22 protein-coding genes, 1 pseudogene and 1 riboswitch are annotated in these 24,156 nt (G+C 45.2%); of the genes and pseudogenes, 9 read left to right on the top strand and 14 right to left on the bottom strand.

Features of this window, described 5'->3' with window-relative positions; genetic code table 11:
- Window positions 1-8: 8 nt before the first annotated feature.
- From HPS57_RS03585 to HPS57_RS03600, 4 genes are all read left to right on the top strand, one after another.
- Window positions 9-590 (top strand): nucleotide exchange factor GrpE, encoded by a 582-nt coding sequence (locus tag HPS57_RS03585; RefSeq protein ID WP_172180217.1) that lies wholly within the window; start codon window positions 9-11, stop codon window positions 588-590.
- A 168-nt stretch (window positions 591-758) separates the two neighbouring features.
- Window positions 759-1,952 (top strand): molecular chaperone DnaJ, encoded by a 1,194-nt coding sequence (gene dnaJ / locus HPS57_RS03590; RefSeq protein ID WP_172180220.1) that lies wholly within the window; start codon window positions 759-761, stop codon window positions 1,950-1,952.
- A gap of 72 nt (window positions 1,953-2,024) precedes the next feature.
- On the top strand, window positions 2,025-3,314 hold the full coding sequence (locus tag HPS57_RS03595; RefSeq protein ID WP_172180222.1) for a bifunctional folylpolyglutamate synthase/dihydrofolate synthase: 1,290 nt from the start codon (window positions 2,025-2,027) through the stop codon (window positions 3,312-3,314).
- Window positions 3,315-3,342: 28 nt separating this feature from the next.
- Window positions 3,343-4,236 carry a DMT family transporter gene (locus HPS57_RS03600; protein ID WP_172180224.1) on the top strand — a complete coding sequence of 298 codons (894 nt, stop codon included), beginning with the start codon at window positions 3,343-3,345 and terminating at the stop codon, window positions 4,234-4,236.
- 92 nt (window positions 4,237-4,328) lie between these two features.
- Here the strand turns inward: HPS57_RS03600 and HPS57_RS03605 are convergent, their stop codons facing one another.
- From HPS57_RS03605 to HPS57_RS03635, 7 genes are all read right to left on the bottom strand, one after another.
- A complete protein-coding gene (locus HPS57_RS03605; RefSeq protein ID WP_172180226.1) occupies window positions 4,329-4,754 on the bottom strand; it encodes a hypothetical protein in 426 nt (141 codons plus the stop codon).
- Window positions 4,755-4,873: 119 nt separating this feature from the next.
- Window positions 4,874-5,305 (bottom strand): hypothetical protein, encoded by a 432-nt coding sequence (locus HPS57_RS03610; protein ID WP_172180228.1) that lies wholly within the window; start codon window positions 5,303-5,305, stop codon window positions 4,874-4,876.
- Window positions 5,306-5,339: 34 nt separating this feature from the next.
- Entirely contained in the window at window positions 5,340-5,768 is a 429-nt protein-coding gene (locus tag HPS57_RS03615; protein ID WP_172180230.1) for a hypothetical protein, read from the bottom strand.
- A gap of 5 nt (window positions 5,769-5,773) precedes the next feature.
- On the bottom strand, window positions 5,774-6,997 hold the full coding sequence (locus HPS57_RS14240; RefSeq protein WP_216653367.1) for a hypothetical protein: 1,224 nt from the start codon (window positions 6,995-6,997) through the stop codon (window positions 5,774-5,776).
- Between the two features lie 10 nt (window positions 6,998-7,007).
- Window positions 7,008-8,414 carry an SEL1-like repeat protein gene (locus HPS57_RS03625; RefSeq protein ID WP_172180233.1) on the bottom strand — a complete coding sequence of 469 codons (1,407 nt, stop codon included), beginning with the start codon at window positions 8,412-8,414 and terminating at the stop codon, window positions 7,008-7,010.
- 2 nt (window positions 8,415-8,416) lie between these two features.
- Window positions 8,417-9,007, bottom strand: coding sequence for a hypothetical protein (locus HPS57_RS03630; protein WP_172180235.1), 591 nt, complete (start codon window positions 9,005-9,007; stop codon window positions 8,417-8,419).
- 26 nt (window positions 9,008-9,033) lie between these two features.
- On the bottom strand, window positions 9,034-9,360 hold the full coding sequence (locus HPS57_RS03635) for a hypothetical protein (RefSeq protein ID WP_172180237.1): 327 nt from the start codon (window positions 9,358-9,360) through the stop codon (window positions 9,034-9,036).
- Between the two features lie 1,020 nt (window positions 9,361-10,380).
- Here HPS57_RS03635 and HPS57_RS03640 point away from each other — a divergent pair.
- From HPS57_RS03640 to gdhA, 4 genes are all read left to right on the top strand, one after another.
- Window positions 10,381-11,343, top strand: coding sequence for a tetratricopeptide repeat protein (locus tag HPS57_RS03640; protein ID WP_172180239.1), 963 nt, complete (start codon window positions 10,381-10,383; stop codon window positions 11,341-11,343).
- A gap of 709 nt (window positions 11,344-12,052) precedes the next feature.
- A riboswitch (TPP riboswitch) is annotated at window positions 12,053-12,150 on the top strand.
- Window positions 12,151-12,240: 90 nt separating this feature from the next.
- On the top strand, window positions 12,241-14,607 hold the full coding sequence (locus HPS57_RS03645) for a TonB-dependent receptor (protein WP_172180241.1): 2,367 nt from the start codon (window positions 12,241-12,243) through the stop codon (window positions 14,605-14,607).
- 109 nt (window positions 14,608-14,716) lie between these two features.
- On the top strand, window positions 14,717-15,310 hold the full coding sequence (gene pnuC / locus HPS57_RS03650) for a nicotinamide riboside transporter PnuC (RefSeq protein WP_172180243.1): 594 nt from the start codon (window positions 14,717-14,719) through the stop codon (window positions 15,308-15,310).
- Window positions 15,311-15,587: 277 nt separating this feature from the next.
- The gene (gene gdhA, locus HPS57_RS03655) at window positions 15,588-16,925 is read left to right on the top strand and encodes an NADP-specific glutamate dehydrogenase (RefSeq protein WP_172180245.1); all 1,338 of its coding nucleotides are present in this window, start codon (window positions 15,588-15,590) and stop codon (window positions 16,923-16,925) included.
- A gap of 189 nt (window positions 16,926-17,114) precedes the next feature.
- Here the strand turns inward: gdhA and HPS57_RS03660 are convergent, their stop codons facing one another.
- Window positions 17,115-17,474 carry a winged helix-turn-helix transcriptional regulator gene (locus HPS57_RS03660; RefSeq protein WP_172180247.1) on the bottom strand — a complete coding sequence of 120 codons (360 nt, stop codon included), beginning with the start codon at window positions 17,472-17,474 and terminating at the stop codon, window positions 17,115-17,117.
- Between the two features lie 95 nt (window positions 17,475-17,569).
- Between HPS57_RS03660 and HPS57_RS03665 the strand changes: the two genes are divergently transcribed.
- Window positions 17,570-18,259, top strand: coding sequence for a flavodoxin family protein (locus HPS57_RS03665; RefSeq protein WP_172180249.1), 690 nt, complete (start codon window positions 17,570-17,572; stop codon window positions 18,257-18,259).
- Between the two features lie 111 nt (window positions 18,260-18,370).
- Here HPS57_RS03665 and dnaA read toward each other — a convergent pair whose 3' ends face one another.
- From dnaA to purU, 6 genes and pseudogenes are all read right to left on the bottom strand, one after another.
- Window positions 18,371-19,780, bottom strand: coding sequence for a chromosomal replication initiator protein DnaA (dnaA, locus tag HPS57_RS03670; protein ID WP_172180641.1), 1,410 nt, complete (start codon window positions 19,778-19,780; stop codon window positions 18,371-18,373).
- A gap of 61 nt (window positions 19,781-19,841) precedes the next feature.
- Window positions 19,842-20,747 (bottom strand): MlaD family protein, encoded by a 906-nt coding sequence (locus HPS57_RS03675; protein ID WP_172180251.1) that lies wholly within the window; start codon window positions 20,745-20,747, stop codon window positions 19,842-19,844.
- Window positions 20,748-20,779: 32 nt separating this feature from the next.
- Complete coding sequence (locus tag HPS57_RS03680) at window positions 20,780-21,898, bottom strand: N-acetylmuramoyl-L-alanine amidase family protein (protein WP_440131437.1); 1,119 nt, start codon at window positions 21,896-21,898, stop codon at window positions 20,780-20,782.
- A 122-nt stretch (window positions 21,899-22,020) separates the two neighbouring features.
- Window positions 22,021-22,401 carry a dihydroneopterin aldolase gene (gene folB / locus HPS57_RS03685; protein ID WP_369811438.1) on the bottom strand — a complete coding sequence of 127 codons (381 nt, stop codon included), beginning with the start codon at window positions 22,399-22,401 and terminating at the stop codon, window positions 22,021-22,023.
- A 26-nt stretch (window positions 22,402-22,427) separates the two neighbouring features.
- Window positions 22,428-22,865 (bottom strand): annotated as a pseudogene (locus HPS57_RS03690) (adenosylcobalamin-dependent ribonucleoside-diphosphate reductase); the annotation flags it as partial.
- 180 nt (window positions 22,866-23,045) lie between these two features.
- On the bottom strand, window positions 23,046-23,909 hold the full coding sequence (gene purU / locus HPS57_RS03695) for a formyltetrahydrofolate deformylase (RefSeq protein WP_172180255.1): 864 nt from the start codon (window positions 23,907-23,909) through the stop codon (window positions 23,046-23,048).
- Window positions 23,910-24,156: the final 247 nt, after the last annotated feature.

Here is a 24,156-nt window from a genome sequence, read left to right on the forward strand (position 1 = left end):
CAAACATTATGGAAGAAAAAGAACAGAATATAAACGAGGAGCTTCAGCCTGAGGTTGAAGCTCCTGTGAATGAAGAAAGCACTGCTGAAGAAACAAAAGAAGAGTGCTGTGAAGCAAAGGAAGAGACACAGGAAGAAACTCCTGCCGAGCCAACTCTCGAAGAGCAGATTGAGGGATTGAAGACTCAACTTCTCTACAAACAGGCCGAGTTCGACAATTTCCGCAAACGTACACTTAAAGAGAAGGCAGACTTGATTCTTAACGGAGGAGAAAAGACTGTCAAAGCCATTCTCCCCGTATTGGACGATTTCGAGCGTGCTGTACAGCAGGCGGAGAAGGCTGAAGATGTTGCAGCTGTCAAAGAGGGTATGGAACTTATCTTCAAGAAATTCCTCGACACGCTGAAAAAAATAGGTGTCGAGAAGATGGAAACTCAGGACGCTGATTTCAACACAGACCTTCATGAGGCTGTCGCTCTTGTACCGGGCATGGGTGATGACAAAAAGGGCAAGGTCATTGACTGTGTGCAGACAGGCTACACCCTCAACGAAAAAGTCATCCGTCACGCCAAAGTTGCAGTCGGACAGTAATATTTGATTTTGACATTATGGTGGGTTCAAAACAACAAAATCAGATAATCTGACAAAAAGACACACTATTCTCCTACACGACAGTTTGGCAGACAATGAACAAAAAAACGGACGTGACCCCACCACAGAACAGGTAGAAAACAAACGTAACTCACAGAACACACCACTATGGCAAAAAGAGATTATTATGAAGTGCTTGGCGTTGGAAAACAGGCAAGTGCTGATGAAATAAAGAAAGCTTACAAGAAACTCGCCATAAAATATCACCCTGACCGTCAGGCAGGGAAAAGCGAGACTGAGAAAAAAGACGCAGAAGATAAATTCAAGGAAGCTGCCGAGGCTTACTCTATCCTTTCCGATGAACAGAAGCGCCAGCAATATGACCAGTTCGGATTCAACGGCCCTAACATGGGAGGCGGATTCGGTGGTAGCGGTGGCTTTGACGGCTTCGACATCAACGACATCCTTAACTCTGTCTTTGGCTCCGGATTCAATTTCGGAGGAGGCGGTGGAGGCTTCGAAAGCTTCTTCGGTGGAGGCGGAGGAGGCCGTCGCCAGCAGGTTCACCGTGGCTCTGACCTTCGTCTGAAAGTAAGACTCAACTTGCAGGAGGTGGCATCCGGCGTGACAAAAAAATTCAAAGTGCGCAAGGACTGCACATGCCCGCGCTGCAACGGCTCAGGTGCAGAAGGCAACTCCATGCCGGAAACATGTAACACCTGCCACGGCAGCGGATATGTTCTCCGCTCACAACAGAGCCTCTTCGGCATGATGCAGACACAAAGCCCTTGTCCTGAATGCCAAGGAGAAGGAAAGGTCATCAAGAACAAGTGTACACAATGCCATGGCACCGGTCTTGTCAAGGATGAGGAAATCATAGAAGTACAGATTCCGGCAGGCGTGCAGGACGGTATGGTTGTTACTGTTCCGGGCAAAGGAAATGCAGGCGCACACAATGGTGTAAACGGTGATATTCAGGTGTTCATCACAGAAGAGCAGAACGACACCTTCGTACGTGACGGCAATGACATACGCTACAACCTGCTGCTTGACTTCCCTACCGCCGCTCTCGGTGGAAAAGTGGAAGTGCCAACCATTGACAACAAGAAATTGGCAGTCACCATCGAACCTGGCACACAACCCGGGAAGACACTCCGCCTTCGCGGAAAAGGCCTGCCTGCAGTGCAGGGATATGGCTATGGCACGGGCGATATGGTGCTGAACATCTCTGTCTACGTTCCTAAAACATTGTCAAAGGACGAGAAGAAAGCTCTTGAAAAGATGCAGGACAGTGATAATTTCAAGGCTGACAGCACCACAAAACGCAACGTATTCGAGAAGTTCCGCAGTTTCTTCAATTAATCAACTGCATTTTTGAAACACAAAAAAACAGCGGCAGAAACTTAAGTATTCTGCCATTGGAAACATTTTGACATGAACTATTCTGAAACAATAGATTATCTATACAGTGCAGCCCCGGCCTTCACAAAGGTTGGGGCTGCTGCGTATAAGCCGGGACTTTACACAACAGAAGCACTCGACAAGCACGCAGGACATCCTCACAAAGAGTACCTCACAGTACATGTTGCAGGAACAAACGGCAAAGGTTCTTGCAGCCATACCCTCGCTGCCATACTCCAAACAGCAGGAATGAAAGTTGGCCTCTATACCTCTCCTCATCTCATATCTTTCCGTGAACGTATAAAAGTCAACGGCAAACAAATCAGCGAGGAATACATCGTCAACTGGGTTGAACGCAACAAAGATTTCTTTGAAACACTCTCACCATCATTCTTTGAACTTACAACCGCCATGGCACTGGAATATTTCCGCGACTGTGGCGTAGACATCGCTGTCATAGAGGTTGGACTTGGCGGCAGACTTGACTGCACGAACATCATCACTCCTATACTGTCGGTCATAACAAACATATCTTTCGACCACACACAATTCCTCGGTAACACTCTCGCAGCTATCGCTTCAGAAAAGGCAGGCATAATTAAACCCGGCGTTCCCGTAGTCATTGGTGAGACAACTCCTGAGACACGCCACGTGTTTCAGGAAAAAGCAACTGCCCTAAATGCTCCGATTCACTTCGCAGAGGACAGCAAATTCATGCTTGACGGTGACTTCGAGCTGAAAGGACTGTATCAGGAAAAGAACAGACAGACAATCCTTAACTGCCTGATTCCTCTTGCTCGACAACTGAAAGCGCACGGAATAAACATCAGCAATGCTACCAAGAAAGTGAGATATGCCATGGCTCACGTCTGTGAACTCACAGGACTGATGGGACGCTGGCAAACTCTAAACAGCAAGCCTTTAATAATATGCGACACAGGACATAACGTTGCCGGGTGGGAATATCTCTCAAAACAAATAACAGAGACATTCTCCTCACTTCCGGAAAACGGAAACAAGACACTACGCATCGTGTTCGGTATGGTTGACGATAAAGACATCAATCATGTAATGGAACTGTTGCCAAAAGAAGCAAGATACTATTTCACACAAGCGGAAAATCATCGCGCCGTTCCTGCCAACACTGTTGCCGACATCGCCACAAGACATTTCCTGACCGGAAACACTTACAATTCCGTGCCCAAAGCCTACGAGGCGGCACTGAACGACTGCACTCCTGACGACATGCTCTTCATTGGCGGTTCAAGCTATGTTGTCGCAGACCTTCTCACCTATCTGCATCCTTACTCAAACAACCTCTAAGCCGAGGGGAACAAATCGCACACTAATCATGAAAAACCTCTATGGCCACATAGGAGCATTGCTCGTCACAATCGTATGGGGCACAACCTTCATAAGCAGCAAAGTACTGCTGAACAACGGACTGATGCCGGATGAAATCTTCTTCATGCGCTTCCTCCTTGCATACATCTGCCTTGCGCTCATCTCCCACAAACGACTATGGGCCGACAACCTGAAAGACGAACTGACCCTATGCGGTCTCGGAGTAATGGGCGGTTCACTGTACTTCCTTTTGGAAAACATCGCACTGACAATGTCCACAGCAGCAGAAGTCTGCATCCTTGTGTGTACCTGTCCACTCATCACTGCTTTGCTAATCGCAATGTTCTACAAGGATGAGCGACTCAGCAAGAAGCAGCTGGTCGGCTCCATTGTGGCTTTTGTCGGCATGATTCTTGTCGTACTCAACGGGCAGCTTGTTCTGAAACTCAATCCGTTAGGCGACATTCTCGCCTTTGCCGCCTCCATAGCATGGGCGGTCTACTCACTCCTTATGCGAAGAATAATGAACCACTATGAGCCGGACTTCATCACACGCAAGATATTCTTCTATGGCGTGATGACAATCTTGCCATACATGTGGTACAGTGGCAGTCTCACAGGAAACACCCTCGTTAACGGTTCGCCACTAAATGGGGAGACGATAGCCGTCATCTCCAGCAACATCCTGTTCCTCGGACTTATAGCTTCCTTCCGCGCGTTCCTTCTATGGAATTGGGCAATGCGCCGTCTCAGAGCCGTCAAATGTACGAACTATGTCTATCTCCAACCCATGGTCACCATCATCATCGGTTTCCTTGTCCTTGATGAAGAGATAACCATAATGGGACTATGCGGAATGCTTGTCCTCACAGCCGGTATGATAAGGGCGTTAAGAAAATAAAGCCCGGACAACAGACTATATATATCAGACAAACTATATAAAATGTTCCGCTTCATGCCACAGCAATAAGCCATGGCACAAAGCGGAACATTTTATTTGATGCGTTTATATGTATCTGTATGTTCAAAGCCCCCTACAGCCTCCGGGATTGCACGCTGATACAATCTTAGTGTCGTGTCCGTAAGTTCCATAATTGTTTGATAATCCACGTAATTTCTTTTATTTATATACACAAGATATTTTCCACTTGTCTCCTTGCCAACATTCTTTTCCTCAAACTTTAGAGGAACGGATGTAGATATATAATATCGATCCTCCAACGTCACGGTTTTCCAAATAATCTTATAGGAACATGTACGTATGATTTTGTCTGCGGTAAATTCTATTCTTATCACTTTGTTCTCATCAGATTGGATTTGTTCCCATTTCGTACCAATAAGGTCTTTGACATTAAATGATTGAGCAGAACAAGTCAGACTTCCGAATAATATAAATAGTGTAATTAAAAATGTCCTCATAGCGTTATTCTTTGAGTAAACATGGAAACCAATATAAGCAACAGTATGCAAGTCGTATCAAGAAAGCGTCCCGTTTCATGCCACAGCTATAAGCCATGGCACAAAGCGGAACTGGCATTTTATTTTATGCGTTTATATCTATCCACATACTCTTTGCTACCGACTGCTCTGGGAAGTTTCCTGTGGTGAAAAGCCAGATATGTATCAGTAAATTCAATTATTGTATAGTAATTCCAAAAATCTCTTTTACTGACATGATAAACAAAATATTTACCAGTCATATTTTTGCCTACATTATGTTCTTCAAATTCCGAAGGAATAGTAGCTGATAAATAATAGCTATCCGTTAATACAAATGTGCCACCGCTACTTTTATAAGTGAATGTACGTATAATGTTTGTAGCTGTAAACTCAATCGTTACATCTTTCTCAGGATCTTGATTGCTGATTCGCACCCATTTCGTACCAACAAGGTCTTTGGCATTGAATGATTGAGCGAAGCAGGTCAGACTGCAGAAAATAACACATAGTGTACACAGGAATATTCTCATAACTGTTAGATTTTATGTAAGTAGTTGCACAACACTATTTTATTCGCCTATATTCATAAGTAGCAGTTGGTCCTCCTATAGTGCCTGGAATCTTTTTGTGATGCAAAATAAGAGCTTTGTCCGTAAACTTTGTGATTGTATAATAATACAACATGTTTCTTTTCTTGACATAATATACCAAATACTTGCCTATTGTGTTCTTGCCAACTTTCTGTTCCTCAAAAATAGACGGAATTGTATCTGACAAATAATATTGATTATTCAATGTCACAGTCCTGCCACCAGATTTATAACGGATTGTCAGAGTCATATTTGTTGTCGAGAACTCAAGGGTTTCAGATGCATACTCATCTTCACCTTGGATGTCCTCCCATTGCGTACCTACAAGGTCTTTGGCATTGAATGATTGAGCAGAACAGGTCAGACCCAATAAAAATGCACACATTAAGAACAATGTTTTCATAAATTTTATTTGTTTTTTTTAGGAAATTTAATTATATAATCTTTTAAAAACTCATAGTCATATCGAGTCTCATATTCTCCTGTACCAGGATTAACACATTGGTATGCATCAACCCCTGAAATATCGTCATAGTAGCCAACAACTATCACTTCATGTGTACCACCATTAACCGTTACCAGTACAATATCTCCATTATCTATGCAAGAAACAATATCAGAAATATTAATAATTGCACAATCAAATTGGCATATCCCATTTATAAAGTCAAGAAAATCACTCGGATATATACCTACTTTTTTAATATCTGCATCGAAATGGCTATAGTACCATGTATCAAGCATATACAAGTCCGTATAATATGTACTAAATGTAAAATTTCCGTCCATAAGTAGTTGGCATGTTGCAAGCGCAGATGTTACACAGTTCATATTATGTGTCTGCTTTGGGTATTTTACAGGCAAATCTTTAGCAAACAGTTTTTCATTTGGCAGTGGCTTGTGAGTATCATTTGGGAGAGTTGGTGGAGTTGTAGTTGTATGAGAATTATTATTATTGGGATGATACTCACCTACAGAAGGCTCCGTGTAATCAAAATCATCATATGCATCCAAGTCATCGTTATCATTATCGCTATAACTGTAGTCGAATCCATCTGAATCGCTATCACCGGAATGGTCGTGTCCGAAATGCTCGTATGTGAAGATGCCGTCCTCATCATCGTAGCCCATAGATGTCACATGACCGTTGTCATCAGTAACAAAGAACAAATCATTATCACCATCACCATCTGTGTCAAAGCCGTAAAAGTGCGAGTCATTGTCGTCTGTATCGTAATTATTCGACCAATCATCGTTACCATCATCAGGCCATGAATCATTGTAGTCATCATTATAACCGTCATCATCAGGCCATGAATCATTGTAGTCGTCATTATAGTCACCACTATCAGGCCACGAATAATTGTAGTCGTCATTATAACCGTCATCATCAGACCACGAATCATTGTAGTCATCATTATAGCCACCATCATCAGACCACGAATCATTGCAGCCGTCATCATAATCGTCCCACACGTAATCATCATCGTAGTAATCATCATCCCACCATGAATCATCGTAGTAGTCATCGTAGTCATCATACCAATCGTCCCAGTAATCGTCCCAGCATGCCATTGCATTGGTACTGTACAGCAAAGGTAGTAAAATTAAAAATATTCTTAATAGTTTCATGTGTTAAATTCTATAAATGAATGATGTTTTTCGTCGCATAGCTGTCCTTTGACTTGATTCTCAGTACAAAATGACCGTTTGAAAGGTTTGCATTGAGCCTCAACTCGTTGGTTCCCTTGGACAAAGAATGCACACCACACTCAGCAACTTTCAAGCCCGTAGTACTGAAAATGCTCACTTCTGCCGTGCAATCAACGTCAGAGTCAACCTTCACACTGAAGGAGCTTCCACGCAGAGGTGACGGAGAAATGTCCACAATGCGCAGCTGATTTTGCGTCATGCTTCCCTGACCTTCACGCTGCAGGACAAGAAACATAGGCTTTTTCAGTTCTTTTCTCTTCATGCTATGTCTTACAAGGCGTATGCACAATTTGCCATCCGCCGTTCCGAACTTCGCCTTTTTGGTCAGCCATTTGAAGTTCTCGTGCCCTTCATGCTTAGTAGTGTCTTTCTGAACACTTTCGTCATCGACCGTTGGAGAAAATACAGAGAGGGTCTCACCGTTGCGCATAAACCTGAATGTCGGTGCGAATCCTTCATTCTCAACAACCATAGTAATGTCCTCTTCGTCAATTACCGCAGAATGAGACCAGTCATAGGTGAACGCCTTACCGTGCCAAGTTCCGGCAAGACTGTCAATGGAGACATTGTCAAGGCGGGTTTCGGGTGTATCATGCTTCTTTTTCAGCTTGTTCTTCCATCTCTGTCCTGCAGCCAATTTGCCACGCATAGAGTTACGCTGCTTAATGGAGTCAAGCGTACCGAACTTGGTCAAGTCTACTGTCCAGCCATGCCCGGACTTTACGGCACGGGCGTAATGGTGCTTTGCCTTCTCGTAGTCCGGTGTGCCGCTGATGTCACTTGCATAGTAGGAACCAAGGAGGAAGTCACATCCCGGATGCTTCTTCTCAGAACCTTTCAGCAGATATTTCTCTGCCTTCTTGTAGTTCTGCCCTACTCCAAAACCTTTATAGAGAAGATAGCCTGCTCCATAATAGCCTTGCGGTTCCCCACGCTTGGCAGCTGCATTATAGCATGCGAAAGCCCTTTTAAAATTAACTTTTATTCCATTGCCTTCTCTGTACATTTCGCCTAACTGGCACAGTGCCTTTGCGTCACCTCCAGCCACAGCACGGTGGAACAATGCAAACGCCTTCTTACTGCTTCTTCTCACTCCCTCACCGGAAAGGTACATTTTGCCAAGCTCGCGCATTGCCACTGCGTTTCCGTGATTTGTAAGATACTTATAGATACGTGCAGCCTTTACAGTGTTGACATCCGTATTTATACCGTGCTTGTACCTGTAAGCCGCTTTCAGCATTTTCCTCTGCTTCAATGAGTCCGGTGCAGGCGTCTGTGCCATTAATGCCATGGCGGACATTACCGCCACAATGATTGTTGCTATGATTTTTCTCATGACTACCATCTGATTTTTCCGTTAACTATGCGTCCCTGCCCTTTCTGCTTTTCCCTTATGTTGCTTTCGCGGAGGGATCTCGGCTGAGTGTTCTTCAGTCGGCTGATGTTCTCTTTCTGCTTCCTGATGTTGTATTTGTCGCGGGCATATACGACCTTCTCCGCCATAAGATAGTTGAAGATTTCCGCTTTCTTCTCCGCAAGTTCATCGGCAGTATATTCTCCAGACTCTTCCAACAAGTCTGTCTTGTACTTGGCTTTCGCCTCTACTTCGGCAGCGGATGTGATGCGGATGTATCTGTTGCGCTGCGCTTCCGTGAACGTGTTCATCAGTTTTTCGTTGAACTCTTTCCCTGCCTCATATTTCAGTCTGGACGCTGCGACCGGGTCATTGACTTTGTACAACGCCGAGTCTGTGACAGCATTGTAGGCATCATAAGCCATACGAATGGTTCGCTCCTGTGCTGCCGATAGTTTGACAATCTTGGTAATCTCAATGATTTTGCGGTCAGAACGTTGTACACCGCCTTTTCCGCCGGCATAGGAATGACTGACAGCCATTCCGAATGCAAGAATGAATAATGCTTTTTTCATAGTCCTTAAAATAGTTTCTTGGTATTTTAGTCTTCAAGTTCCGTTTCCTCATCAATTATCAACTGATAGTCATCAAAATCCGATTTTGACAGTTCGCTATTCTGTTCTGATAACAAACTGATATGACTTATATCGATGACATCATCATCTGTGCACATAATGTCGGCACAATCAAGTGGAGCATCAGAGCGCATCATGATATTGTTTTCATAAATACAATGCCTGTCCCGAATCTCGTCATCGTCATTGTTGCCACAGACTGTTCCTGATGAGCCATTCATGTTTGCCATGACATTTGATGAGGCACTTAGGCACATTGCCATTCCAAAGAGTAATGTTTTGTAGTTTTCCATTTTGCTTTCAAATTAGTTTTAAGTTGTAAAAAGTTTGAATTGTGACTACAAAATTAAAGTTAATAAACAGAAAAACAAAATTTTAGCAAATGCCGTGTTGCATCGTGTTTTCTTGTTACTATGCCTATTATCAGGCGATTGCAAAAAGTGCAACGCGTTAAATTACCCTAAAATGCAACGTTGCATTTTTTGCAATCACATGAAACTCGGAAAAAATGTGTATTTTTGCATAAGATAAGCTGCACCTCAGCATACATGAATAAATTCTGTCTGCATTCAGTTTGCATTATCTTTGCATAAGATAAGCTGCACCTCAGCATACATGAATAAATTCTGTCTGCATTCGATTTGCATTATCTTTGCAATTGAAACAAGCTGTACTATGAAAAACAAAACCTACCTCTCACTATTAATCATCATGCACATCCTTTTAACCGGATGTCATCAAGGAGGCATGCAAAAGCGCCTTTCAGAAATAGACCATCTTGTTGACAGGAAACTGAAAGACACTACTGCCTACAACATGCTGAAAAAGATTAACACGGCAGACTTACGGACAAAGGAAGACTCTGCATATTATTATTTGTTAAAGACACAGATATTATATAGGATGTACATGCCAATCAAGTCTGATTCCATGATTAATGTCAGTGTCAAATACTACGAGAATCACAATGATGCAGAAAAACTTGCGCGCTCTTACTATTATAAAGGTGCGGTAATCTATGACTTGGACAACACTGGTGAGGCTGTTGTCAATATCAAAAAATCCGAAACTATTGCACAAGAATTGAATGATCATATTCTTCTACATAAAATATTCCAACGCCTGACATTCATCAACACCAATGCGCAGGAATATGAAAAAGCGATAGAATATGCGAAAAAACAATACGAAGAGGCTAAACATATTGGAAATGAAGAGTATATAGCGAGTGCACTTATTGACATGGGGGTGTCGTATACAAGGCTTAACCACCGTGACAGTGCAAACTATTGCCTTGCAGAGTACCAAAAATTATGGATAAAGTCAACCCAAAAGAACTTGCTTACTACTACACTACCTTGGGCGAGGTCCATAAGGACAGCGACCCGGAGCTGGCAAAAGCTTATTTCATCAAAGCCTTGCAGTACCGCAACCTGCCTAAGACATACAAGTTTCTTGCGGACTTGTACTTGAAGGAGGGTGACAGCAAGAAAGCAAAGGAGTTATGGAAAAAGGCTTCCGAGGCAAAGAGCTATCCGCTGAAGATTGCTGCCCTGACGGCTTTGCAGGAGTTGCAGGAAAAGGAGAACGACTACAAGGAGGCAACAAAGACAGCAAAATGGATTATCGCCTTGAAAGATAGTGCACAGCAGAAAAAGGAAGAGGAGCAAGTTCTTTTGCTGCAATCGAAATACGATTCTGAACTGACAGAATCTCAGAAAGACAGCCATAACCTGCAAATCATTATCATACTTGCAGGCATTGCCATAATGCTTTGTGGCTGTGCCGTGTATTATAGGGTTATGACTCTTAGAAAGCATAAGGAATTGGACGGCAATAATGAAGAGATGGCGAGAAACATGGAGCGCATCAGTGCATTGGAGGAAGCTGAAAAAGAGTCATCCAAAGAAATGGCTATATTAAAGAAAGAGAATGATATACTCAACAACAGACAATCGGAAATGGTTCGCAAAGGAAAATGCTTATATGACAGCGTTATGCATGGAGAGAGCATAAGTCTTTGGGAACGTGACGACTACACATGTTTCCTTGAATACTACCGCAGTTTGGACATGGGTTTTGTCAGAAATCTCGAAAACAATTATGACCGGCTAAGCCTGCGCCAAAAGGTGTTCATGATTCTATGCGACATGAAGGACAGTGACGATGAGATTGCACAGATAATGGGAATCGAAATAACATCCTTGCGGTCAATGAGGACAAGAACCAAGCAAAGGGCAATCGGAGAGAATCTTTCCTTTACGCACAGAGGCTAACCGGCACAGAAAAACTGCGTTTTAGTATAAAGTAATTGCCAATAATTAAAGTAGTCCACAAAATTAATTATTGTCTGTGAAGTCCGGATTTGTATTTTCATGATTTCCTTTTACGGAAGCCTTTCGGTTTCTTTTGCCACCTGATGTTTCATTTGGAGAGAAAAACAATCCACATGAATCTTCTTTATACGCATGAGGCTAACCCATGCGAAAAACTGCATGAGTTTTCTAATGCTTTATTTATCATAATGTGGAAAAACAGGCTTCTTTAAGCGGAAAATCAAGCTTCACACCGTAAAAGATGACCTTGCACGGTGCAAAGGGTAACCTTACAGACTGCCGAAGGTAACCTTTCGCAGTGGAAAAGGTGACACTTTGCACTGTAAAAGAATAGTAATTTCGCACTAAAAGGTAACGAAACGCAGGATTTTTTGCGCACAAAATCGCCCCAAAAGAATACAACACATTGATTATCAACATAATAACCAAACCACGAAATTCCTGCGATTTTCCGAGATTTTCCTTTTTAAAAAATCTACAGGCGATTCTCAGAGGGCAAAAATGCAATGAGTTTTCTTATTCACCCTTCATTTATGGACACAAAAGAACAAACCTTTCCCTTTGTAATAAATGTTAATTTACAAGATTTTTATATAAGATTATTTCACAATTACAAGGATTCTTTATACCTTTGCACCTGAAAAGCAAAGTGCTTTTTAAGGGGTGCCCACTTGTTGGTGGTGCTGAGAACAAACCCTCAAACCTGATCCGGGTAATGCCGGCGTAGGAATAACGATGACCGACTCCATACAGCTCGAGAGAGCGGATGGGCAGGTTTTAATCAACCACAGGTTTCTCTCCCTTTTTTCATCAACTATCATCGGATAAAAAGAAAAGATGAAGAAATTATTCTTTGCCGCCATCGCAGCGTTCGCCACAGAAGGCGTTGCGGTGGCAGAAACCCAGGACACTCTCCGTGTGCAGCAGCTTGGTGAGGTGACCGTGAAAGGCGTGCGCGCCGCAAAGGACGCACCGTTTGCAGTGGCAAACGTAAAGAAGCAGCAGCTTCAGGAATTTTCAAAGACAGGTCAGGAACTGCCGTTCCTATTCGCACGCACACCAGGCGTGCTGGCATGGAGCGAGAACGGTGTGGGAACTGGCACGACCTACATGCGTATCCGTGGAGCGGCAGGCTCGCGAATCAATGTCACGCTTGACGGTGTGGCACTCAATTCGCCCGAGGACCAGTGTGTCTTTTGGGCAAACATGAACAGTTTCGGCTCGCTCCTCGGCAGCGCGCAAATTCAGCGCGGAGTGGGCACTTCGTCCAACGGCGACGGCGCTTTCGGCGGAACCATCTCGCTCATGACTGCTCTTCCGCAGCACAATCCTTCGGCAGAGGTATCCGCTTCCTACGGCTCTTACAACACATGGAACTTTGGAGCACAGCTTTCCACCGGACTGACCGGCATCCGTCTGCCACGCCATTTTCTCGTTCTCGAAGGTGCATACCACCAAACGACCACAGACGGTTATATCCACGGAACGGGCGGAAAGTCAGGCAATTACTATGGAGGACTGACTTTCATCAACCAACGGCAGGACATAAAACTCAGTTACAAGAACATCGGCAGTTTTGAATCTACGGGACAGGCATGGAACGGTGTGACAGCGGGCAACGGTGATTACAGCCTTAACAGCTACGACGGTGTGAAAACGTACAAGGACATGTACAATCTCGGACTTGGAAAATACAACAGCCTTTACGAGAATTTCATCCCTGACTGGGACGGAGGATGGACTGTCGAGCGTTACAAGTTGGCTGACGGCACGCTATGGGACAAGACCACGGACAATTTCTGGTACAACCACAACCTGCTCTCCATGGCATGGCAGATGGACGACAAATGGAGCACTTCCGCCACTGCCCACTACACGCACGGTCACGGCTACTACGATGAATTCCGTTACGACAACAAACTGTCAAAGTTCGGACTTTCAATGACACCAGATGCGACACACAGTTTCGTGAAGCGCACGGACTTTGTGCGCAAGAAGGGCATGACGCAGGACTTCTACGGACTGATTGCCAACATCAATTACAATGACAGCCGGTGGGACATCATCGGCAACATCTCCGCACAACAGTTCACGGGCAATCATTATGGCTACCTCACATACATCGCTGACAATGATGTGCGCGACTATTACATGAACTCCAACGGCGAATACAAGTACTACGATTCGGACGCCGACAAGACAGATGTAAGCGCGTTTGCCAAAGCAACATATCACATCACGCCTGCCTTCGATGCTTTCGCCGATGTGCAGTACCGTCATGTCAAATACACCACAAACGGTGTGAACGACAAGTTCTATGAGAACAGTGACGGTTCTTTCAATAACCAACGGCTTGACATCGATGCAAAATACAATTTCATCAACCCGAAATTCGGTGTCAGCTTCCACAGGAACGGACACAATGCCTACGCCTCATTCGCACGCAGCAACCGCGAACCGGAGCGCAACAACTTCACGGACAACGGCTCCTACCCTGCCCCGGAGGCTGAGTCGCTCAACGATTTCGAGCTTGGCTACGGCTATCAGACTAAGAAATGGTCGGTCAATCTGAACCTTTACTACATGGGTTACAACAACCAGTTCGTGCAAACCGGTGCACAATCGGACATCGGCGAGAACCTTACGACAAACGTGAAGGACTCCTACCGCATGGGCATCGAACTGAGTGCGGGCGTCGCTCCTCTCTCATGGCTCTCCATAGAAGGAAACGCTGCACTGAGCAGGAACAAGATTAAGGATTTCGACGAATATGTCGACAATTGGAATGGTGACCCTGAGCTTGTCCATTACGACAATTCCACCTTGTCCTTCTCACCGTCGGCAATCCTCAACGGCTTCATCGATTTCCATTACAAAGGTTTCCAAGGCGTGTGGCACACAAACTTTATCAGCCGCCAGTACCTTGACAACTCGGAGAACACCGACCGCTCACTGCCTTGCTACTCCGCGACAAACATCAGTCTGAAGTACACTCTCGGGCTGAAGAAACTGAAGGCAGGCATAAAGGAAGCTGTGTTCGGGCTGAACTTCAACAACATCTTCAACCGCCACTATGCGGCAGGAGGCTGGGTTTATTCAGCAGTCGACGGCAACGACTATACGAACGATAACCGCTACTACCAGATTGGCTACATCCCTATGGCAGGATTCACCGTCATGGGCAATGTCACTCTGAGATTCTAATCAATAAGTTGTGGGTTGCAGTTTTTGGGTTATAGGTTAGTATTTCAAAGCATACCGGCCTTCAATCCAAAACCTGCAACCCACAATATTCAACCAAAAACCTATACAAATGACCGAATATTTGGCAAACAACTGGATGGATGTGCTTGGCACGACATTGGGACTGCTGTACCTCTATCTTGAACTAAAAGAGAACATACTGATGTGGATAACAGGCGCGATAATGCCGATTGTCTACACCGTCGTGCTTTACCGCGCAGGACTGTATGCTGACTGTGGCATGGAGTTCTACTATTTTCTTGCCGCTATCTACGGTTTTTACTCTTGGAGAAGACGGAAATCCGGCAACAAAGCCAAAGCGACAGCCATCGCCATAAGCCATACGCCGTTGTCAACTGTCTATGTCCTCATGCCGTTGACAGCAACATTGTGGGCGGCACTGTGGGCGTTTCTGCATTTCTGTACAGACAGTAATGTGCCGGTGCTTGATTCTTTGACTACAGCATTGTCCATAATCGGACTGTGGATGTTGTCCAGGAAATACATTGAGCAATGGTGGGTGTGGCTGGTGGTCGATGCCATCTCTTCCGCATTATATATATATAAAGGTATATACGCGCGTGCACTGCTCTATGCAATCTATACTGTCATCGCCATCTACGGCTACTACGCATGGCGCAGAAGAATGAGAAATGCGGCATAAACCTCGGCAAACATATCGTATATATAATATTTCTACATATTGACTTAACGATAACATTTTATCACAAAAACAATCCATAAAAGAAAGAAAGCCACACAACATCAAATAACAAAGTGCATTAAGGAGTAATATATGTGACAAAGCGTAAGTTTTGTGTACAACAATGAAAATAAAATATTTTGTATTTTTATCTGTTTTTATTTGGTCATTACAATAAAAAACTGTATTTTTGCCATCGAAAACATAATACAAAATCTAACCCTAAAACTATATTACTATGGATGTACAGAAAATCATGCATCAACTGGAGCAGAAGCATCCGGGAGAATTGGAATATTTGCAGGCAGTACGCGAAGTGCTTAATTCTGTAAAGGATGTCTATGACCAGCATCCGGAGTTTGAACACGCAAAAATCATTGAACGCATTGTCGAGCCGGAACGTGTGATAACTTTCCGTGTGCCATGGGTGGACGACAATGGCGAGGTGCATGTCAACCTTGGCTACCGTGTGCAGTTCAACAGTGCCATAGGCCCGTACAAAGGCGGACTGCGATTCCATCCGTCTGTGAATCTCTCAATACTCAAATTCCTTGGTTTCGAGCAGACATTCAAGAACTCTCTTACCACTCTTCCTATGGGTGGCGGCAAGGGCGGAAGTGATTTCTCCATCCGCGGACGCTCTGACAATGAGGTTATGCGTTTCTGCCAGTCGTTCATGACCGAGCTTGTTAAGGTTATCGGTCCTGACGAGGATGTTCCGGCAGGCGACATCGGTGTCGGAGCAAGGGAGATCGGCTATCTCTTCGGCATGTACAAGAAGCTGACCCACAAGTGGAACGGTGTGCTTACAGGCAAAGGACTTGACTGGGGCGGCAGCCGCATACGTCCTGAGGCAACAGGTTTCGGCGCACTCTACTTTGTCAATGAGATGCTGCAAACACACGGCATAGACATTAAGGGCAAGACAGTGGCTATCAGTGGCTTCGGCAATGTGGCATGGGGCGCAGCAAAGAAGGCTACCGAGCTTGGAGCAAAGGTTATTACAATCTCCGGTCCTGACGGTTACATCTACGACCCGGCAGGCATTTGCGGCGAGAAGATTGACTACATGCTTGAGCTTCGTGCCAGCGGAAATGATGTCTGCGCACCTTATGCTGAGGAGTTCCCTGAGGCAACATTCTTCCCCGGCAAGCGTCCATGGGAGCAGAAGTGTGACATCGCACTGCCTTGTGCCACACAGAACGAGGTCAGCGGAGAAGATGCTGACATGCTTTTGGCAAACAAGCCTTTGTGCATAGCAGAGGTGAGCAACATGGGATGTACCGCAGAGGCTGTGGATAAGTTTATTGCAGCAGAAATGCTCTTTGCGCCCGGCAAGGCTGTAAACGCCGGCGGCGTGGCGACATCAGGACTTGAAATGACGCAGAACTCTATGCGTCTGTCATGGACAGAGGCAGAGGTGGACGAGAAGTTGCATTACATCATGCATTCTATCCATGAGCAGTGTGTCAAGTACGGCAAGCAGGAAAACGGCTACATTGACTACGTGAAGGGAGCGAACATTGCGGGCTTCATGAAGGTTGCCAACGCAATGATGGCGCAAGGCGTAGTATAAGATAAAGGCCACAGTAGTGGCAACAACGGTTCAACCATAAAAATCGTAAGGATGAGGAGCTAAATACCGGCTTCTCATCCTCTTTTTATTTGTACAAGAATTAACAAAACCGAGGCGGAGATTCTTATACCCTCTCTATGCGGAATCTCAATGACATGACTGCAAGAAAACAGACAATAGCTGCAACTATCACGTGTCGGGCTCTGCTTCCAAGAGTCTTGTCCCCCAATCACACATTTGGAAGATTATCGGCAATATGGACTTTCCCAATTCCGTCAGACCATACTCCACCCGTGGAGGTACAACAGGAAATACTTCCCGCCTTACTATGCCGTCCTTCTCCAAATCACGCGCCGTTTGTGCAAACATCTTGTTTGACACTCCCGGCATTGCACGTTGCAAATCAGAAGAGCGCAACGTGCCGTCCTTCAGCATGTAAATCATCATGGTCTTCCATTTGCCTCCTATAAGACCCAGAGTCAAATCAAGCGAGCAGAAATATTCCTTCCCGCGAAAAATAATTTTCTCCGTATCCCTTTGGCTATCCATAAAATACTCCTTTTGGTTACTATATTACATTTTTGTGCGTACTTGCAAAAGTAATTATTTTTCCGTAACTTTGCAAGCAAATCAATCGAAAATATATGAATATAGTAATCATCAACGGAAGTCCGAGAAAGGACGGTAACACGGCTCTGATGTGCCAAGCATTCGCCGACGGAGCCATATCACAAAGGCATGATGCCACAGTTGAGACCGTGAATCTGTATGAAGCGGAGTTCAAAGGCTGCAGAAGTTGCTTCGCCTGCAAGCTGAAGGACGCGCCATCCTATGGGAAATGCGCTGTGAAGGATAATCTTTCACCGATATTGGAGAAAGCGCTGAAGGCTGACATCCTTGTGCTGGCTTCGCCAATCTATCTTATGGATGTGTCGGGAGTCTGCAAATCATTCCTCGAAAGACTGCTCTTTCCGTTGGCTTCCTATGAAGCCGGGTACAAATCACTTGCCACAAACAGGATGCTGACCGTCACTATCTACACTATGAATGTTCCGAAAGAAATGTGTCCGGAACAAGTTCTTGCAAATGCGGAACATTTCATTGGGCATGTGTTCCGCAAACCTCGCAGAGTATGCGCCTACAACACTTACCAGTTCAGGGACTATTCGAAATACAAAGTGGAAGTTTTTGATGAACGGCAGAAAAGGCGGTACCATGACGAGATGTTCCCTCTCGAACTGAAAGAAGCATTTGACTTGGGAAGGGAGCTGGCATTGGCTGCAGAAGCAGAAAAGTCTGACTGCCGGCACAGAAGTTGTGACGAGAATCCGTAAAGGTATACAACAAATTGCAAGAAACAGAACCAAAAATATCCATAGACAGTAAGCACATTACAGTCTATGGATATTTTGTTTGCCTTGGGAACATGGACAAAGCACATAAAATCATTTTGCCGTGCTTTCCTTGATTTCCTTTTTTATCTTGTCAATAAGCTGGACAAGCTGTTTGTCAGTAACAAGAGCCTTCTTGACCTTCTTGCAGGAGTGAGCCACTGTGGAATGGTCTCTGCCGCCGACAAGTCTGCCGATACGGGTTGCAGGCATGTTGGTAAGCGTCTGTGCAAGATACATCACTATCTGGCGCGCCTCTGTGATGTCCTTCTTCCTTGACTTGCTGTTGATGTCCTGCGATGTGACATTGCAGACAAGGCATACACTATCAATAATATTGTCCAATGTCACCTGGGTGTCATCCACAAAAGAGACAATGCGCTTTATTACTTTCTCTGTCAAAGGCATGTCAATCTCCGTATTGCCTGCAATACTGTACACCATCAGTGAATTGATTATTCCCTGCAAATCCCTGACACTGCCGGTGACCGTTGTGGCAATGTATTCTATCACCTCATCGGAGAAAAGACCTGCAAGTCCGTCATGGGCGATCTTGTTCTTCAATATGTCAACGCACAGTTGCTTGTTAGGACGCATCAGTTCGCAAGTAGCACCACAGACAAAACGTGTTATGAGTCGCTCATGCATGCCTCTCAATTGCGCCGGCGAACGGTCAGAAGCCAGAATTATCCTCTTGCCTCTTCGGAACAAGTAGTCAAAGATATGGAAGAACGTATCCTGAGTTTTCTCCTGCGAAGCCCACTCCTGTATGTCATCCACGATGAGCATATCCAAGGTTTGGTAGAAAGCAATGAAATCATTCACCGTATTCTCAGTAACGGCTGTGGTGTACTGCTGGCGGAACGTGCGTGCAGAAACGTACAGCACACGGAGGTTAGGATAAAGCTCCTTCGCACGCAATCCTATCGCCGTGACAAGGTGAGTCTTGCCACAACCTGACGGACCGAAGATGAAGAAGGGGTTGAATTTGGAACTCCTTGGATGCTCCGCTATGTTCAGACCGACAGAACGCGACAATTTGTTCGATTCGCCCTCTATGAAATTCTTGAAATTAAGGCTTGGCGCAAGCTGAGGATCCACCTCGGGAAGCTTTGACTGTTTCTGCGATGCATTAGCACGCGGAGCAACCATCTCTGGGTCAGAAGCCTCAACGACAGTCTCGTTAGCCTCCTTGACAACAACAATACGGTAGTTCAGCTTCACACCTTTGCCATAAGCAGCGATAAGCGCCTTGGCAAAAACGCGAAGATGATTCTTCTCGATATGGTCTATATATGCTCGTCCCGGGACACGCAAAAGCAACTGGTGGGTTTGCGTGTCAAACGATTCAAAGGTTACAGGACGGAACCATTTGTTATACTCTTCCTCCTTACCTTCTGCTGACAAGTCAGCCAGAATACGCTGCTGCGTATCTTCCCAAAGTAGTTTATAATCTGCCACTATTATACCTTAAATTAAGCACACTCCACCCTTTGTCGGATCGGGTGGCAAGAGAGAAAACACATTATTTATCCTTCTTTCCGAATACAGAGAAATGAACATAACGCTTAGGATGAGCCTTCAGGTCAATCATCAGAGAGTCAGCGTCACGTATAGTGGCATTCAAATTATCATAGAGAGAAGAGTCATTCAGCAGTTTTCCTATTGTTCCGGAATTGGAATTCAGTTTGTTTGTAAGCTCCTCACAGTTTTTCAGCGTTGCATCTACACTTGCCATTGTGGACGCTACATCCAGTTTCGCAAGGTTTCCTGTAAGCTGTTCCGTGTTTGCCATTGTCTTGTCAGCCTTCTGCAACAGTCCCGGCACCTGTCTGTTCATCTGTGCAAGCATTCTGTTGAGCTCTGCTGTTGAGGTGCTGAGATTAGCTGTCGTGGTCTCAGTATTACGGAGGATTGCCACAACAGCAGGGTCAGCGAGAAGCGTATTGACACTTGTCATGATGGAATCCAGCTTCGGCACTATGGTTTCCAGATAAGGCACAAGGTCAGCAACCTTGTTCATCACGCCGTCTGCTGCACGTCCCATGATAGTGCCTCCCGGCTCTATACTCTTTGAAGAAGAAGCAAGGACAAGGTTCATCTTCAGGTTTCCCATAAGGTCAGCATCAACTTCCGCAATGGTTCCTTCAGGAATGCGCATGCGCTTGTCCACATCTATCGTGACAGTAATGCCCTTCGCCATATTTGAAAAGTCTACAGTCACGTCACGTACAACACCGACCTGCAAACCATTGGCATACACCGGATTGGACTGTGTAAGACCATTAGCGTCAGCAATCTGCACCTTGTATGAATAATCGTCAGAGAACAACATGACACCTTTGAGGAAATTCATTCCCACAAAGAGGACTACTATTCCGGCAAGAACAGCCAGAGCGATGCGCACTTCTTTGGTAAAATATTTGTTCATATCGCAATTTCTAAGTTTATTTTCCTAATTAATTATCTGACACGCTGTCCGTTCCGGAACTTTATGACAAAGGCGTCAGGGAACTTCTCCGCTATGTCGCGTTTGAGCTTTACCGCCTCTGCCTGCGTCTCACAGCATCCTATGGTATATTTATAGACACCGCCGTCTTTATAATGTTCTGCTCCTGTCACACCTTTGAAAAGGCCTGCACCTTCCTTCAGTACAGTTGTAGCCGTCATGAACTGCACCTTGTACACCAGCTTGTCAGAACTTTGCTCCTGCTTGTCATGAGACTCCGGCATGGACTTTTCCACTGTCTCTTTCGCCTTTGCCTCTTCATCGTCCGCCTGCGTCTTGCTCTTTGCCGGAGCGGAAGTTTTCTTTGACGGCACGACGGTAGGCAGTGCTATCTGGCTTTCAGCATCGGGCTTGTATGGAGTGACGACAGAATTCTTGTCCATATACTTCACAAAACCGACATATATGCCATACCCCATCTTGTCGATCATCGCCTCGTCGTTCAGCAAGCGTTCCTCATCGGGAGTGGAGATAAAGCCAAGCTCCACAAGGCATGCCGGCATCGAAGTGCGGCGCAGCACATGGAAATTATCCTGCTTGACACCTTTGTTAGGGCGGTTTGCCGATGCGCACAGGCTTTTCTGTATAGACTTTGAAAGCTCCACGCTTTTTGCCATGTTCTCATCGTGGATGTATTCAAACATTATTGCCGACTCGTCAGACTTCGAGTCATAGCCCTCATAACGTTCCTCGTAGCCCTCCTCATAGGTTATCACCGAGTTCTCGCGCATGGCAGCCGAGAGTTTCTCTTCCGAACGGCGCAAAGTCATGGAATAAGTCTCAACCCCTCGTCCTATATGCCCCTTTGGGAGGGAGTTTGTATGTATGGAAACGAACACATCAGCATGGTTCTTGTTGGCAATGTCCGCACGCTCATAGAGTTGGAGGAAAGAGTCCTTTTTCCTCGTATATATGACTTTCACGTTTGGGCAGTTCCTTTCAACATACCTTCCGAAGCATAGAGCAACTTTCAGGTTTATGTCCTTCTCCTTGGAGAAAGAGCCAACAGCGCCGGCATCTCTGCCACCGTGACCGGGGTCAATCACCAGAACATATTTCTTCCCTGCCGCCATTGATGCAACGGCAACAAGCAGGAATAATGCTATATGGAATATTCTTTGTCTCAAGATAAGTCTAATACCACAGAATTTCTTAACAGTAAAACGCTATGACATCAGCGTCATATTTCGCGCATTCACATTTCATTTTTCACGTCCTTCATCACAATATGCACTCCAGCACCGTCACAATCACACTGCATCGGCGGGGCAACCTTGGTGATTCTCAGGTCTATAGATGTGCATTTCGGGAACATTTCCTGTATCCTTGCCGTTATTCTGCCGGCAACATGCTCCAGAAGTGCAGAAGGAATGTTCATCTGTTCCTTGACAATGCCTGCAAGGGCAGCATAGTTCAGCGTGTCCTCGACATCGTCTGTCGCAACGGCATGCAGCCACGGGTAGCCTACCTTTATATTAATAAGGTAGTCATTCCCCACCCTGCGCTCTTGTTCCAGCACGCCATGAAAAGCATGCATGCGAAGGTTGTCTATATGTATGTATGTCTCTGTACCCACAACCAGCAACAAACCTATTCATCAGTAGAGATATACTTCTTCAGCGCACGCTCCACTCCTGATGCCCAGTTGTTGATGCTGTCGGTGTTCATCTCCATGGACGAGACGAGCTTCACGACATGCTTTATCGGCATACCATAACGGAGAACGCCGGAAATCAGCTTGGCATAGTTCCAGTATTCCGGATTGAACTTCTCGGAAAGCCCCTCCACAGTGGTCTTGTAGCCACGCTTGTTCTCAAACTGGAAGTCATACCTTTTGGTGCCGTCAGCATTTGTGCACTTTATTATCTTTCCTTTCTCGACGCTTTTCGGGAGTGCTATGCCTTCCTCATCATCTTGCAGACCGGTGAAAATCTCGTAAGGATGTCCGTCAAGAAGCCCTACGAAAGCCACCCATTTCTCTTTGTTGTTTTGGAAACGGACGACATCGCACTCAAGGATTTCCGGGCGCACCTCCACGACAAATTTTCCGCCTTGCACTGTATTGTTCTCCATTGTTCGGTAGACTGTTGTAGTTGATAGATGCAAAGTTAATAATTTTAATCAAGAATCAAGAATCAGGATTATAATTATTATGATTTCTTTACATACCACCACTACCACGCTTCATTGGTCCGGCGTGGCAGTTGCCTGTGAACCAGGTCAGCTAAAGATAATCGTCTTGTTGTGGCAAGTGAGGATTTTGCGCTCTATGTGCTTCTTCACGGCACGCGAGAGGACAATCTTCTCAAGGTCTTTTCCTTTCAGGACAAGGGTCTCTGGAGTGTCCTTGTGGGTGATGCGCACGACATCCTGCTCGATGATAGGTCCTGCGTCAAGCTCCGAAGTGACATAGTGGCTTGTCGCACCGATAATCTTCACACCTCGCTGGTATGCCTGATGATAAGGCTTTGCACCGACAAATGCCGGCAGGAACGAATGGTGGATGTTGATGATTTTGTTAGGATACTGCTGTATCATCTCTTCGGAGATAATCTGCATGTAGCGTGCAAGGACAATAAACGTTATGCCCTTTTCCCTCATCAGCTCCATTTCCTCGCGCTCAACCTCCTGCTTGTTGGACCAGTCTTTTTTGATTGACCAAACGTAATACGGAATGTCAAACTGCTCGGCGACATACCTCAAATCCTCATGGTTGGAGACAATGCACGGAATCTCAACGTCAAGCTCCCCTGCCTTGTAGCGTGCGAGGAGGTCATAAAGGCAGTGTGACATCTTGCTTACGAACAAAGCCATGCGCGGTTTCTCGTAGTTGAAATATATCTGGAACTGCATGTTGTAGCGTTGTCCATAGAGGGTATCGATATATTCCGACAGTTTTTCTGCAGGGATGGCAAACTTCTCAAGTTCCCACTCCACACGCATGAAGAACCGTCCGTCTATTTTGTCGACATATTGGTCAAGATAGACGATGTTGCCATTGTTGTCGGTGATGAACTTTGTTATCTCTGTAATGATGCCCAGCTTGTCAGGGCAGTGCAGTAATAGAATAGCTGTCTGTTGCATTTGTCACTCCTTTTTACCGTTAAACTTATATCTTAATTTCATTAATCAAACTACTTTTTATTTCCAACGGACAGACCTGAAAAACACAGGCTGTCACTCCGTTCTGCAAAAGGTAACGGTTTACCTTGTAAAAGGTTACCTTTCACCTCACGAAAGGTAACACTTTGCATGGCAAAAGGTAACCTTTTGTTTACCAATGTGCCAAATATAAGATAACAAACTGTGTATCAACAATTTGTTATCTTAT

Origin of the sequence: Palleniella intestinalis, from assembly GCF_013166595.1 — a bacterium.
Lineage (GTDB): Bacteria > Bacteroidota > Bacteroidia > Bacteroidales > Bacteroidaceae > Prevotella > Prevotella intestinalis.

Excerpts from the sequence above, each read along its gene's own strand:
- HPS57_RS03675 (WP_172180251.1), bottom strand. The coding sequence starts at position 20,747 with ATGAACAAATATTTTACCAAAGAAGTGCGCATCGCTCTGGCTGTTCTT.
- HPS57_RS03665 (WP_172180249.1), top strand. The coding sequence starts at position 17,570 with ATGAATATAGTAATCATCAACGGAAGTCCGAGAAAGGACGGTAACACG.
- HPS57_RS03615 (WP_172180230.1), bottom strand. The coding sequence starts at position 5,768 with ATGAAAACATTGTTCTTAATGTGTGCATTTTTATTGGGTCTGACCTGT.
- HPS57_RS03630 (WP_172180235.1), bottom strand. The coding sequence starts at position 9,007 with ATGAAAAAAGCATTATTCATTCTTGCATTCGGAATGGCTGTCAGTCAT.
- HPS57_RS14240 (WP_216653367.1), bottom strand. The coding sequence starts at position 6,997 with ATGAAACTATTAAGAATATTTTTAATTTTACTACCTTTGCTGTACAGT.
- purU (WP_172180255.1), bottom strand. The coding sequence starts at position 23,909 with ATGCAACAGACAGCTATTCTATTACTGCACTGCCCTGACAAGCTGGGC.
- HPS57_RS03625 (WP_172180233.1), bottom strand. The coding sequence starts at position 8,414 with ATGAGAAAAATCATAGCAACAATCATTGTGGCGGTAATGTCCGCCATG.
- HPS57_RS03660 (WP_172180247.1), bottom strand. The coding sequence starts at position 17,474 with ATGGATAGCCAAAGGGATACGGAGAAAATTATTTTTCGCGGGAAGGAA.
- HPS57_RS03645 (WP_172180241.1), top strand. The coding sequence starts at position 12,241 with ATGAAGAAATTATTCTTTGCCGCCATCGCAGCGTTCGCCACAGAAGGC.
- HPS57_RS03640 (WP_172180239.1), top strand. The coding sequence starts at position 10,381 with ATGGATAAAGTCAACCCAAAAGAACTTGCTTACTACTACACTACCTTG.
- dnaJ (WP_172180220.1), top strand. The coding sequence starts at position 759 with ATGGCAAAAAGAGATTATTATGAAGTGCTTGGCGTTGGAAAACAGGCA.
- HPS57_RS03585 (WP_172180217.1), top strand. The coding sequence starts at position 9 with ATGGAAGAAAAAGAACAGAATATAAACGAGGAGCTTCAGCCTGAGGTT.
- HPS57_RS03635 (WP_172180237.1), bottom strand. The coding sequence starts at position 9,360 with ATGGAAAACTACAAAACATTACTCTTTGGAATGGCAATGTGCCTAAGT.
- pnuC (WP_172180243.1), top strand. The coding sequence starts at position 14,717 with ATGACCGAATATTTGGCAAACAACTGGATGGATGTGCTTGGCACGACA.
- HPS57_RS03610 (WP_172180228.1), bottom strand. The coding sequence starts at position 5,305 with ATGAGAATATTCCTGTGTACACTATGTGTTATTTTCTGCAGTCTGACC.
- HPS57_RS03680 (WP_440131437.1), bottom strand. The coding sequence starts at position 21,898 with ATGGCGGCAGGGAAGAAATATGTTCTGGTGATTGACCCCGGTCACGGT.
- gdhA (WP_172180245.1), top strand. The coding sequence starts at position 15,588 with ATGGATGTACAGAAAATCATGCATCAACTGGAGCAGAAGCATCCGGGA.
- HPS57_RS03595 (WP_172180222.1), top strand. The coding sequence starts at position 2,025 with ATGAACTATTCTGAAACAATAGATTATCTATACAGTGCAGCCCCGGCC.
- HPS57_RS03605 (WP_172180226.1), bottom strand. The coding sequence starts at position 4,754 with ATGAGGACATTTTTAATTACACTATTTATATTATTCGGAAGTCTGACT.
- HPS57_RS03600 (WP_172180224.1), top strand. The coding sequence starts at position 3,343 with ATGAAAAACCTCTATGGCCACATAGGAGCATTGCTCGTCACAATCGTA.